The sequence below is a fragment of the Kitasatospora sp. NPDC059462 genome (assembly GCF_042749955.1).
Lineage (GTDB): Bacteria > Actinomycetota > Actinomycetes > Streptomycetales > Streptomycetaceae > Kitasatospora.
In genome coordinates, this window is record NZ_JBHYUU010000002.1 from 114,205 (window position 1) to 125,466 (window position 11,262).

An 11,262-nucleotide genomic window follows, 5' to 3' on the forward strand; every position below is an offset into this window, starting at 1 on the left:
CGCCGCGCCGGGCGGGGCGCCGCTTGCGCTCCCCGCCCGGCCGGCCGTCAGATCTCGTCGTCCAGCCCCTGTTCGATCGCGTACCGGACCAGCTCGACCCGGTTGTGCAGCTGGAGCTTGCCCAGGGTGTTCTGGACGTGGTTCTGCACCGTGCGGTGCGACAGCACCAGCCGGTCGGCGATCTGCTTGTACGACAGGCCCTTGGCGACCATCCGCAGCACCTCGGTCTCCCGGGCGGTCAGCTGCGGGACGACCGGCGCGGCCGGGGCGGGCGGCTCGGCGGCCAGCCGGCGGAACTCGCCGAGCACCAGGCCGGCCAGGCCGGGGGTGAACACCGCGTCGCCGACGGCGGTGCGGCGCACCGCGTCCAGCAGTTCCTCCCGCCCCGCCGACTTCACCAGGTAGCCGGTGGCGCCGGACTTCACCGCCTCCAGCACGTCCGCGTGCTCACCGCTGGCGGAGAGCACCAGGACGCGCACCGTCGGGTCGTGCGCGACGACCTGGCGGCAGACCTCGGCGCCCGACAGGGCGGGCAGGTTGAGGTCGAGCACCACGACCTGCGGGGAGCAGGCGCGGGCCCGGCGGACGGCCTCCTCGCCGTCGCCGGCCGTGGCCACCACGTCCAGCCCGGCCTCGGCGAGGTCGCGGGAGACGGCGTCGCGCCACATCGGGTGGTCGTCCACCACCATGACCCGCACCGGCCGCCCGGCGGGCGCCTGACGGTCGATCGGCTGCTCGATCGGCTGCTCGGTGGTCATGCTCGGGGCCCTTTCAGGGGAGGGGTCGGCACGGCGGGGCTCACCCGGGGCTCACCGGAGACCGGCCGGGGCGTCGGAGCCGGCGCGCGGGACCGTCAGTTCCACCTCGACGCCCTCACCGGGCGCCGAGTACAGCTCGGCGGTTCCGCCGAGGTCCCGCAGCCGGCCGCGGATCGACTGGGAGACGCCCAGCCGCCCGGCCCGCTCGGCCTCGCCGAGCCGCCCGGGCGCGAAGCCGGGACCGTCGTCGCGGATCGAGACGGTGACCGCCTGCGGCTCGTCCTCCAGCAGGATCCAGGCCCGCGCCGCGGGACCGGCGTGCTTGCGGACGTTGTCCACCGCGGCGCCGACGGCCGCGGCGAGCTCACCGGCGGCCGGGGCCGGCAGCAGCACCGGGGTGCCGGGGGCGGACAGCGTGACCCGCTCGTCCGCGTACCGGGCGAGCAGGGCGCGCAGGTCCTGCGGCTGCTCCGGCCGCTGCGGCTGCTCCGCCTCGCGCCGGCCGGGCAGCGGGCCGCCGCTCATCAGCGCCCGCAGCGCCCGTTCCTGCTCGCCGGCCAGCCGCCCCAGCTCGGCGAGGTCCGCGCCGTCGGCCGGAGCGGCGGCGCCGGGCGGGGCCCCGGCGCCCCGGCGCTGGACCAGCGCGAGCACCTGCAGCACGCCGTCGTGGATGTCGCGGGAGAGCCGCTCGCGCTCCCGGGTGGCCGCCTCGACCTGGAGCGCCCGGGTGAGCGTCGCCTCGCTGGCCCGGGCGAGTTCCATGACGTAGCCGATCGCGCAGCCGGCCAGCATCAGCAGGACGATGTTGTGGATGTTGTCGCCGGTCGGGCCGCCGTGGCCGAGGATGTTGGCCACCCCGATCACCGAACCGGCGGCCGCCGCCCAGCGCCAGCCGCCCCGCCCGGCGAAGCCGAGCACGGTGCCGGCCGCCCAGATGGTGGGCAGGGTCGGCGCGCCGTGGCTGATCCGGGACGGCTCGTCGATCATGCCGCTCATCACGATGCCGGTGACGGCGAGGACGAGGTCGGTGGCGAGCACGTACCAGGTGCAGCGGTGCGGGCCGGAGAAGGCCCGGGTGGAGGCGAGCGTCCAGAGGGTCAGCGCGCCGAGGTAGATCCAGCCGGCGACCGGGTGGACGAACTGCAGGTAGGAGTCGAAGTACCGGAGCAGCGCGTAGCAGAGCGCCAGCACCCGGAAGAAGGAGATGGCCCGCCAGAGCGGCAGCTCGACGGACATGCCGCCCGCCGCCACCGCCGCGCCGACCGTGCCGGGCGCGGGCCCGGATCTGCCGCCGTCCGTCATCCCTGCCGTCCTCCCCCCGGCGACCGGCCGGCCCCTGCTCAGGCCTGCCCGGTCCCCTTCTCCTGCTGCTCCTGCTCGGCCTTCGCGGCCTTCTCCGCCTCCGCCTTCTCCTCGGCCTTCTCGGCCTTGGCGGCGGCCTGCTCGGCCTTCTGGACGGCCTTGCGCTCGGCGTCGGCCTTCTTCTTGTCCTCGGAGATCTGGCGCTTGGCGGCCGTCGCGTAGATGTCCACGTACTCCTGGCCGGAGAGCCGCATGATCTCGTACATCACCTCGTCCGTCACCGAACGGAGGATGAAGCGGTCGTTCTCCATGCCGTGGTAACGGGAGAAGTCCAGCGGGCGGCCGATCCGGATGCCCGGGCGGATGCCGAAGTTCGGGATCACCTGGCCGGGCGGCTGCACCTTCTCGGTGTCGATCATCGCGACCGGGATGACCGGCGCGCCGGTCGCCAGCGCGACGCGGGCCAGGCCGCCGACCTTGCCCCGGTAGAGCTTGCCGTCGGGCGAGCGGGTGCCCTCCGGGTAGACGCCGAACAGCTCGCCGCGGTCCAGCACGGCGATCGCCGAGCGGATCGCCGCCTCGCCGGCGCCGCGCACGCCCGAGCGGTCCACCGGGAGCTGGCCGACGCCCTTGAAGAAGGCGGCGGTCAGCCGGCCCTTGATGCCCGGCGTGGTGAAGTACTCGGCCTTGGCGATGAACGTCACCCGCCGCTTGATCAGCGCGGGGAAGAAGAAGGAGTCCGAGAAGGAGAGGTGGTTGCTCGCGATGATCGCGGCACCCTCGGTGGGGATGTTCTCCTCACCCTCGATCCACGGCCGGAAGAAGATCCGCAGCAGCGGCGCGACGATCATCTTCATCAGTCGGTAGAACAACCCGGGCCTCCTGTATTGCGGACCGGTCGATCCTAATGCCCCGTGGTGTCCGCCCGTGCCCCGCCCCGCCCCGACGGGGTGTCCCGCCCCCGGGTGACGGGGCGTCGGGCCGGGATCCCGGCGGGGGTGTACGGAGCGGGCGGGCCCGTGGGACGATGCGGATTCCGCAGCCTCCCGCACCGGCGCGCCCCGCACGCCCCCGTACGAACCAGCGCCACCCTCCAGCGTCCTCGCCCGCGAAGGAGTCCGCCATGCCGCTGCTGCCCGGCGCCGAACCGTACCGCCACCGGGGCGGAGCGGTGGGCGTCCTGCTCTGCCACGGCTTCACCGGCTCGCCGCAGTCGCTGCGGCCGTGGGCGGAGGACCTCGCCGCCGCCGGCTGCACCGTCTCGCTGCCGCTGCTGCCGGGCCACGGGACCCGCTGGCAGGACATGCAGCCGACCCGGTGGGAGGACTGGTACGCCGAGGTCGAGCGGGAGCTGCTGGACCTCACGGCGCGCTGCGAGCGGGTGTTCGTCGTCGGGCTGTCGATGGGCGGCGGGCTGGCGCTGCGGCTGGCCGCGGTGCACGGGCCCGCGGTCGCCGGCCTGGTGCTGGTCAACCCGTCGGTGCGCTCGGACAACCCCGCGAGTGTCATTCTGCCGGTGCTGCGGCACCTGCTCCCGAGCCTGCCCGGGGTCGCCAACGACATCGCCCGGCCCGGCGCGGTCGAGCTGGGCTACGACCGGACGCCGCTGCACGCCGCCTGGTCGCTGGCCCGGCTGTGGAAGGAGGTCCAGCAGCGGCTGCCGCAGGTGACCCAGCCGGTGCTGCTCTTCCGCAGCCCGCAGGACCACGTGGTCTCCGCGGCCAACTCCGAGCTGGTGCTGGCCCGGATATCCTCGACCGATGTGACGGAGCGGCTGTGCCAGCGCAGCTACCACGTCGCGACGCTGGACCACGACGCGGCGGAAATATTCGCGACCGCCCAGGACTTCATCCGACGGCTGGCGCCCGCGCACGCGGCGGGCGTCACCCCGGCGAAATCCGACCACCACCAAGGCTGAAGGGCCGGAAGTGCACGAGAGCAGCACGGCGGGCGGCGAGGACGAGACGCCCCGCGAGGAGGGTGCGGCCACCGGCGGCGCACGGCCGGGCGCCGGGCGGACGGACGGCGAGCAGACGGGCCGCGGGCCGGCGGGCGAGAAGGTGGCGGACGCTGCCGCCGCCGACGACGCCCCGGCGGGCGGCGAGTCCGGCGCTTCCGGGGGTTCCGGGGCTTCCGGGGCGGCGGGCGCTCCCGCGGCGACGGGGGCGGCCGGCGAGGGGGGTACGGGCACCGCGGCCGGGCCGTCGCCCCGGGCCCGTCGCGCGCCCGAGCGCAGCCAGGCCGAGCAGGACGAGATCTTCGCGGCGCTGATCGCCCAGTTCGACGACCCGGTCGACCTCAACAACCCGAACTGGCCGGAGATCGAGAACCTCCGGGCGCGCGGCGAGCTCAAGGGCCTCAAGGAGCCCGACGGCCGCCCCGGCGAGCCCGGCGACCTCTCCGACCTGGCGCCCCAGCCGCGCCCCCGCTCCGGCCGGCCGGTCATGCCGGCCGCCGGCTCCGGCCCGCGCGACTTCGAGCTGGCCGAGGAGACCGACGACGGCCACTTCGAGCCGCCCGAGCCGCCGCCGCTGCCGCCGGCCGACACCACCGCCAAGTTCGCCTGGCTCGCGGTGCTCGGCGGTCCGGCGCTGCTGCTCTTCGACGCGGTCGTCTGGCGCGAGGTCTCCGGCTGGCCCGCCTGGGTCGGGGTGGCCGCCTTCCTCGGCGGCTTCGCCACGCTGGTGGTCCGGATGAAGGAGCGCGACGAGGACGAGCCCGAGGACCCGCACGGCGGCGCGGTCGTCTGACCCCGCCGCTACGGCCGCGGCTCCCCGGTGACGGGCAGCTGCAGGACGGCGAGCACCGGGAGGTGGTCGGTGGCGGCCCGCAGGTCGGCCCCGGTGACGCCGGGCAGTCCGTGCGGGACCCCGCAGGCGAGCACCTCGATGCCCGGCGTGGCGAAGACGGCGTCCAGCCGCTGGTAGGGGTTCTCCGGGACGGACGTCATCTCGCCGCCCCAGGGCGCCACCACGTGCCCGTCCTGGAGCCGGCCGGCCAGCGACCGCCAGCCCGGGCCGTCCGGGTGCTCGTTGAAGTCCCCTGCGATCACCCCGAGTTCGGCGTGCCGCAGCTGCCCGGCGAGCAGGTCGAACTGCCGCCGCCGCTCGTCCGCGTCCAGGCTGAGGTGACAGCTGGTGACGGTGAACGGCACCGCACCGGGAACCTCGACCAGCGCGGTCGCGAAGCCGCGCGCGTGCAGGCCGCGGGTCTTCGGCAGCAGCCGGTCGTGGACGGCCAGCACCCGCACGCCGGGGCGGCCGAGCACCAGCGGCCCGGCGGCGGTCCGGCCGCCGCCGGCGAGGACCACGGTGCCGGTCCGCCGGGCGAGCCCGCCGGCCTGCCCCTCGGGGCGCCAGTAGCGCGGTGACTCCTGGACGCAGACGAGGTCGGGCGCGCAGGCGCGGATCACCCGGGCCAGCGCGCGGCGGTCGTCGCGCAGCGAGCGGACGTTGTAGCTGAGCAGCCGCAGCCGGCCGGGCGCGGGCGGCGGCAGTTCGGCGGGTGCGGTGGTCATCGCGGTGTCCTCCCCCGGGCGCCCCGGACGTCCCCGGCGGCTTCGGTGTCCTCGGTGTCCTCGGTGCTCTCGGCGTTCTCGGCGTTCTCGGCGCTCTCGGTGACGACCGTACGGCAGGACGGCACGCGGCGCGGCCCGCCCCTCCGGGCGGAGGGACGGGCCGCGGTGGAGCCGGGGCGGGCGGGTCAGACCGGGCGGGTCAGACCGTGCGGGCCAGGTCGGCCGCGCCGGCGATGCCGGCGGCCGAGCCGGTCGAGGCGAGCACCACCTCGGCGCGCGGACGGTGTACCCCGCCGGTCAGGTAGTGCTCGAACGCCTTGGCGACCGGGTCGAGCAGCAGCCGGCCGGAGTCGGAGACGCCGCCGCCGAGCACGAAGACGCCCGGGTCGAAGAGCGCCGCGAGGTCGGCCATCCCCCGGCCCAGCCAGTCGGCCAGCTCGGCGTAGCACTCCAGGGCGAGCGGGTCGCCCTCCTCGGCGGCCTGGGTGATGTGGATGCCGCGGATCGTCTCGGCGACGCCGTCGTTGAGCTCCAGCATCCGCTTGCCGCGCAGCGGGTCGGCGGCGGAGCGCTCGCGGCCGTAGCGGCGCAGCGCCCGGCCGGAGCCGTACTGCTCCCAGCAGCCCTTGCCGCCGCAGCCGCAGGGCAGGCCGTCCGGGACCATGTTGAGGTGGCCGATCTCGCCGGCCACCCCGAACCGGCCGCGGTGCAGCCGGCCGTCCAGGACGAGGCCGCCGCCGATGCCGGTGCCGACGGTGATCAGCACCATGTCCTCGTGGCCGGTGCCCGCGCCGAACCGGTACTCGGCCCAGGCGGCGCAGTTGGCGTCGTTCTCGATGACCGCGGGCAGGCCGGTGAGCTCCTCGATCCGGCCGCGCAGGGGCTCGTCCTCCCAGGCGATGTTGGGGGCGAAGATCACCGTCGAGCGGTTGCGGTCGACGAAGCCGGGGGCGCCGACGCCGGCCGCGGTGACGTCGGGGTACTGCTCCTTGAGCTCGCGCACGGCCTGCGCGATCGCGTCGACCGCCCACTGCGGGTCGGCCGGGGTGGGCACCCTGGTCCGGGCGAGGATCTCGCCGGCCTCGTCGACCACACCTGCCGCGATCTTGGTCCCGCCGACGTCGACGCCGATGGTCAGAGCCATGTGTCCCTCAGCTATTCACTCGTTCCCGCTGGACGGAACGGTACCGCCCAACCATGCCCCCGTACACACCGCCGCCTACATTAACCGAAGACAATACGGCGCCAACCCGGCCGAGCCCCTTCAAAAGTCGTACATTTTCGGCCGTGGCGTCGCAGGGTGAAGCCGGAACACGCCCCCGGGGGCGTCAGGGGTTCACTGCTTGTCGGACGGGTCCTCAGGCGTGTCGTCCAGGTCCACCCGCTCGCTGCGGGCCGGGGCGCCCGCGGTCCAGCGGTGCTCGTGGCCGGCGACCGCGGCCCGGTAGGCGGCCAGCAGTTCGGAGCCGGCGGCGGCCAGACCGGTGCCGGCGGCGGCGAGGTGGCCGTAGACCTCGGGCTGCTTCTCGCGCAGCCGGTCGGCCAGCCCGGCCAGCGAGATCAGGGTCCCGGCGCTCGCCTCCTGGGCCTTCTCGCCGACGACGGAGGCGAACCGGCGCACCTCGTCCACCAGCGGGCCCAGCTCCGGGCCGAACGGGTGCGGGCTCCCGTCCTGTTCGGCGGTGGGCTCGGTCCGGTCCGTGGTGGTCATCTCGCGCACGCCTCCTCAGCAGCGGCGGCCGCACCCGCGGCCACCCGCCCCGACGCTACCGGACCGGGACGGGGGCCCGGCCCCCGAACGGGTGCGGGCTAACGGGGCCACAGGGCGGGGTCGGGGGTGAAGCGGACGGCGAGGACGCCGTCGTGCAGTCCCGCGCCGGCGACCGTGCAGCGGCGCAGCGCCGAGGGCAGGGTGAGCACCCGCCGGTGGGCGCCGAGGCCGACCACCAGTTCGTCGCCGCGCCGCACCAGGTCGAGGTCGGCGCGGTCGGCACCGGGCAGGTCCAGGTGCCAGACGAGCAGGCCGTCGGAGGCCAGCCGGTCCTCGACGGTCCAGGGCCCGGCCGGACGCGGCCCGGGGCCCGGGCCGGTGCCGTAGAGGCGGTCGGCGACGGCCTCCGGGGTGGCCTCGGCGGGCCCGGTGGTGAGCACCGGGAGGTCCGCGCAGCCGGCGGCCAGCGCGGCCAGTTCGTCCTGCCGGCGGCGGGCCAGGGCGGCCAGCCAGGGGTCGGGCGAGCCGGTCGCGGCGTCCGGCAGCACGCCGTGCACCACCACGGCGTCCGGGAGGTGGCCGTGCAGGGCCAGTCCGGCGCGGATCCGGCGCAGTTCGTCGAAGGGGTGGGCGTCGGCGGAGGTGACCAGGCGGACGCTGGTGCCGGGCGCGGTGATCGCGGCGCGCGCGGCGGCGAGTGTGCCGGCCGCCTTTCCGCGCGCCTCGTAAAGCCAGTCGGCGGGCATCGGCACCCCGGCGAGGCCGGCCAGCAGCGGGCGCAGCGCCCGGGCGGCCTGGCGCTGCTCGGGGACGAGCCGGGCCAGGTAGCGCTCCAACTGTTCGGGCAGCGCGAGGGTGGCGATGAGGTCGGCGGGCGGCGGGGCGAGCACCACCAGGACGTCCGCGTCGGCCGCGGGCAGCGCGCGCAGCAGGGCGAGCCGGGCGGTGCCGGGCAGGGAGGTGAGCTCCTCGGGGTCGAGCGGGTCGGCGCCGAGCAGGTCGAGCGCGGGCTTCAGCCGGCCGCCGATCTCGCCGAGGGCGTGCCGGAAGGCGGCCTGCTCGTCGGTCCGGGCGACGGTCAGGCCGGGGGCGTACGCGGTCGGCGCGGCCTCCAGCCGGACGCCGAGGGCGGCGTCCAGGGTGCGGTGGGGGTCGTCGGCGGCCAGCAGGACGGTGCGCAGGCCCCGGCGGGCGGCGTGCAGCGCGGTGGCGGCGGCCACCACGGGCGCCGCCCGGTCGCCGCTGACCAGGATGGTGCGAGTCGCCGTCATGCCGTGCCGCCCCCGTTCGTCCGTGCCGCCGCGCTCAGAGCGCCTTGCCGGCGGCGGTGTCCTCGACGCGCTTCTTCAGACCGGCCAGGGCCCGGTCGATGATGACCTTCTCGGCCTTGCGCTTGATCATGCCGAGCATCGGGATCTTGACGTCGACGGCGAGCTGGTAGGTGACCTCGGTGCGGTCGGCGCCCAGCGGGGCCAGGGTGTAGGAGCCGTCGAGCGAGCGGAGCATCTGGCTGCGCACCAGGGTCCAGGCGCACTCGCGGTCGCCGTCCCAGGTGTAGGCGAGCACGTGCTCGTCGCGGATGGCGCCGGCGTCGAGCACCAGCCGGACCTGGGCGGCGCGGCCGTCCGCCGCGCTCTCCAGGACCTCGATCTCCTTGACCTCACCGGTCCAGGCCGGGTAGGCGGCGAAGTCGGCGATCACGGCCATGACCGTCGCCGGGGTCGCGTCGATGGTGATGCTCGACCTGGTGTGCTCCGCCATGGAATGGCCCTCCGCGTCGTCCCTTGCTGCTGGTCCGGCCGAGCCTGCTCGGCCGGGTGCACCCGGAGCAGGCTACCGCGCCGCACGATCCGGCCCGTGCCGCGGTGCACCCCTGAAGGGCCCGGGCTCCGGCGACGGGCGGGGCGTGCGTGGCCCGCCCGGCGGCTACCGGCCGGTCACCTGCGGGCTGCCGTAGGGTGCCATTCGAACGACCCGGTCCCGACCTGGTCGGACGGGTCAAGGTGTGACACTTCGAACACCGGAGCCGACCCCCCTGGTCGAAGCTGCCTACCGGGCAGTAACGTCCTGCCGTCCCGCAGCGTCGCGAACGAGGAGCAGTCTTGCTCGACTTCAGCCTTCCGGCCCTCTACCAGGTACCGAGCGGCGGTAACCTCTCCGACCTCGTGGTCCAGAACGCCGAGCGGCACCCGGACGTCGCGGTGCTGAGCCGCAAGGTGGACGGCCGGTGGCAGGAGTTGACCGCCGCCCAGTTCCTGGTCGAGGTGCACGCCGCCGCGAAGGGCCTGATCGCCGCGGGCATCGAGCCGGGCGACCGGGTGGGCATCATGTCCCGCACCCGGTACGAGTGGACGCTGCTGGACTTCGCGATCTGGACGGCCGGCGCGATCACCGTGCCGGTGTACGAGACCTCCTCCGCCGAGCAGGTCGAGTGGATCCTCGGCGACTCCGGGGCGGTCGCCGTGTTCACCGAGGCCGCGACGCACAGCGCGGTGGTCGCCGAGGTCCGCGACCGCCTGCCGGAGCTGAGGCACAGCTGGCAGATCGAGGGCACCGCGCTCGCCGCGCTGGCCGAGTCGGGCCGCGGGGTCGAGGACGCGACCGTCACCGAGCGCCGCTCGACGGCGGGCCCGGACTCGATCGCCACCATCGTCTACACCTCGGGCACCACCGGGCGCCCGAAGGGCTGTCAGCTGACGCACGGCAACTTCCTGGCCGAGTGCGGCAACGTGGTGGAGCGGCTGGCGCCGCTGTTCCGCACCGGCGAGAGCTCCGTCCTGCTCTTCCTGCCGCTGGCCCACGTGCTCGCCCGGATCGCCGAGATCGCCCCGGCGATGGCCCCGATCAAGCTCGGCCACGTCTCCGACATCCGGGACGTCACGGCCGAGCTGGCCGCGTTCAGGCCGACCCTGATCCTGGGCGTGCCCCGGGTGTTCGAGAAGGTGTACAACACGGCGCGGGCCAAGGCGCAGGCCGACGGCAAGGGCAAGATCTTCGACAAGGCCGCCGACACCGCGATCGCCTACAGCCGGGCGCTGGACGCGGGCGGCGCCGGGCTGCTGCTCAGGCTCAAGCACGCCGTCTTCGACAAGCTGGTCTACAGCAAGCTGCGGGCCGCGCTCGGCGGCCGGGCCACCCACGCGATCTCCGGCGGCGCCCCGCTCGGCGAGCGGCTCGGCCACTTCTACCGGGGCATCGGCTTCACCGTGCTGGAGGGCTACGGTCTGACCGAGACCTGCGCGGCCACCGCCTTCAACCCGTGGGACAAGCCGAAGATCGGCACGGTCGGCCAGCCGGTCCCCGGCGCCTCGGTGCGGATCGCCGAGGACGGCGAGGTCTTCTTCAAGGGCCCGCACGTCTTCACCGGCTACTGGAACAACCCGCAGGCCACCGCCGAGACGCTCAAGGACGGCTGGATCGCCACCGGCGACCTCGGCTCGCTGGACGACGAGGGCTACCTCGCCATCACCGGCCGCAAGAAGGAGATCATCGTCACCGCGGGCGGCAAGAACGTCGCCCCGGCGGTGATCGAGGACCGGATCCGGGCGCACGCCCTGGTCGGCGAGGTCATGGTGGTCGGCGACCGCAAGCCCTTCGTGGCCTGCCTGATCACCGTCGACGAGGACTTCTTCCCCAAGTGGAAGGAGCTGAACGGCAAGCCCGCCGGTGCCACGGTGGCCGACCTGCGCGAGGACCCGGACCTGCTGGCCGCCCTGCAGACGGCGGTGGACGACGGCAACGCGGCCGTCTCGCACGCCGAGGCGGTGAAGAAGTTCCGGCTGCTCGACACCGTCTTCTCCGAGGAGAGCGGCCATCTGACGCCCTCGCTGAAGCTCAAGCGCAACGTCGTGCTGAAGGACTTCGCGGCCGACGTCGAGGCGATCTACCGGAGGTAGCCGCTCCCCCGAGCCGCCGGGGGGGGCCCCCCCCCGTAAGGTGGGGGGGGGCCGCCCCGGCCACCCCCCGGGGGGCCG

Annotated in this window: 12 protein-coding genes; 3 read left to right on the forward strand and 9 right to left on the reverse strand. The window is 75.3% G+C overall.

All coding sequences use genetic code 11. The features are described from left to right. Positions 1-47: 47 nt before the first annotated feature. The 3 genes from ACFXAM_RS01240 to ACFXAM_RS01250 are packed head-to-tail and all read right to left on the reverse strand — an operon-like array spanning position 48 to position 2,917. The gene (locus ACFXAM_RS01240; protein ID WP_380286875.1) at positions 48-758 is read right to left on the reverse strand and encodes a response regulator; all 711 of its coding nucleotides are present in this window, start codon (positions 756-758) and stop codon (positions 48-50) included. A 51-nt stretch (positions 759-809) separates the two neighbouring features. After that, positions 810-2,060 carry a MacS family sensor histidine kinase gene (gene macS, locus ACFXAM_RS01245; protein WP_380286877.1) on the reverse strand — a complete coding sequence of 417 codons (1,251 nt, stop codon included), beginning with the start codon at positions 2,058-2,060 and terminating at the stop codon, positions 810-812. Positions 2,061-2,098: 38 nt separating this feature from the next. After that, complete coding sequence (locus tag ACFXAM_RS01250) at positions 2,099-2,917, reverse strand: lysophospholipid acyltransferase family protein (protein WP_380286892.1); 819 nt, start codon at positions 2,915-2,917, stop codon at positions 2,099-2,101. Between the two features lie 266 nt (positions 2,918-3,183). Here ACFXAM_RS01250 and ACFXAM_RS01255 point away from each other — a divergent pair, with 266 nt between their 5' ends. Both ACFXAM_RS01255 and ACFXAM_RS01260 read left to right on the forward strand, forming a co-directional pair. Then, positions 3,184-3,978 (forward strand): alpha/beta hydrolase, encoded by a 795-nt coding sequence (locus ACFXAM_RS01255; protein WP_380286879.1) that lies wholly within the window; start codon positions 3,184-3,186, stop codon positions 3,976-3,978. Positions 3,979-3,988: 10 nt separating this feature from the next. Further along, positions 3,989-4,810, forward strand: coding sequence for a hypothetical protein (locus ACFXAM_RS01260; protein WP_380286880.1), 822 nt, complete (start codon positions 3,989-3,991; stop codon positions 4,808-4,810). Positions 4,811-4,818: 8 nt separating this feature from the next. Here ACFXAM_RS01260 and ACFXAM_RS01265 read toward each other — a convergent pair whose 3' ends face one another. From ACFXAM_RS01265 to ACFXAM_RS01290, 6 genes are all read right to left on the reverse strand, one after another. Further along, positions 4,819-5,577 carry an endonuclease/exonuclease/phosphatase family protein gene (locus tag ACFXAM_RS01265; protein WP_380286881.1) on the reverse strand — a complete coding sequence of 253 codons (759 nt, stop codon included), beginning with the start codon at positions 5,575-5,577 and terminating at the stop codon, positions 4,819-4,821. Beyond that, on the reverse strand, positions 5,574-5,702 hold the full coding sequence (locus ACFXAM_RS01270; RefSeq protein WP_380286882.1) for a hypothetical protein: 129 nt from the start codon (positions 5,700-5,702) through the stop codon (positions 5,574-5,576). Before ACFXAM_RS01270 ends, ACFXAM_RS01265 begins: the two co-directional genes overlap by 4 nt. Positions 5,703-5,776: 74 nt before the next feature. Beyond that, complete coding sequence (locus ACFXAM_RS01275) at positions 5,777-6,721, reverse strand: ROK family glucokinase (protein WP_380286883.1); 945 nt, start codon at positions 6,719-6,721, stop codon at positions 5,777-5,779. Positions 6,722-6,913: 192 nt separating this feature from the next. Beyond that, a complete protein-coding gene (locus ACFXAM_RS01280; RefSeq protein WP_380286884.1) occupies positions 6,914-7,288 on the reverse strand; it encodes a DUF5304 family protein in 375 nt (124 codons plus the stop codon). Between the two features lie 98 nt (positions 7,289-7,386). Next, positions 7,387-8,559: an ArsA family ATPase gene (locus ACFXAM_RS01285; RefSeq protein ID WP_380286885.1), complete on the reverse strand. Its 1,173-nt coding sequence runs from the start codon at positions 8,557-8,559 to the stop codon at positions 7,387-7,389. Between the two features lie 34 nt (positions 8,560-8,593). Continuing rightward, entirely contained in the window at positions 8,594-9,049 is a 456-nt protein-coding gene (locus tag ACFXAM_RS01290; RefSeq protein ID WP_380286886.1) for an SRPBCC family protein, read from the reverse strand. Positions 9,050-9,390: 341 nt separating this feature from the next. On the opposite strand from ACFXAM_RS01290, the gene ACFXAM_RS01295 reads away from it, so the two are divergent. Then, complete coding sequence (locus ACFXAM_RS01295) at positions 9,391-11,184, forward strand: AMP-dependent synthetase/ligase (protein WP_380286887.1); 1,794 nt, start codon at positions 9,391-9,393, stop codon at positions 11,182-11,184. Positions 11,185-11,262 lie beyond the last annotated feature (78 nt).

Coding starts and splice junctions, on each gene's coding strand:
- ACFXAM_RS01265 (WP_380286881.1), bottom strand. CDS start 5,577: ATGACCACCGCACCCGCCGAACTGCCGCCGCCCGCGCCCGGCCGGCTG.
- ACFXAM_RS01290 (WP_380286886.1), bottom strand. CDS start 9,049: ATGGCGGAGCACACCAGGTCGAGCATCACCATCGACGCGACCCCGGCG.
- ACFXAM_RS01275 (WP_380286883.1), bottom strand. CDS start 6,721: ATGGCTCTGACCATCGGCGTCGACGTCGGCGGGACCAAGATCGCGGCA.
- ACFXAM_RS01250 (WP_380286892.1), bottom strand. CDS start 2,917: ATGAAGATGATCGTCGCGCCGCTGCTGCGGATCTTCTTCCGGCCGTGG.
- ACFXAM_RS01280 (WP_380286884.1), bottom strand. CDS start 7,288: ATGACCACCACGGACCGGACCGAGCCCACCGCCGAACAGGACGGGAGC.
- ACFXAM_RS01255 (WP_380286879.1), top strand. CDS start 3,184: ATGCCGCTGCTGCCCGGCGCCGAACCGTACCGCCACCGGGGCGGAGCG.
- ACFXAM_RS01285 (WP_380286885.1), bottom strand. CDS start 8,559: ATGACGGCGACTCGCACCATCCTGGTCAGCGGCGACCGGGCGGCGCCC.
- macS (WP_380286877.1), bottom strand. CDS start 2,060: ATGACGGACGGCGGCAGATCCGGGCCCGCGCCCGGCACGGTCGGCGCG.
- ACFXAM_RS01240 (WP_380286875.1), bottom strand. CDS start 758: ATGACCACCGAGCAGCCGATCGAGCAGCCGATCGACCGTCAGGCGCCC.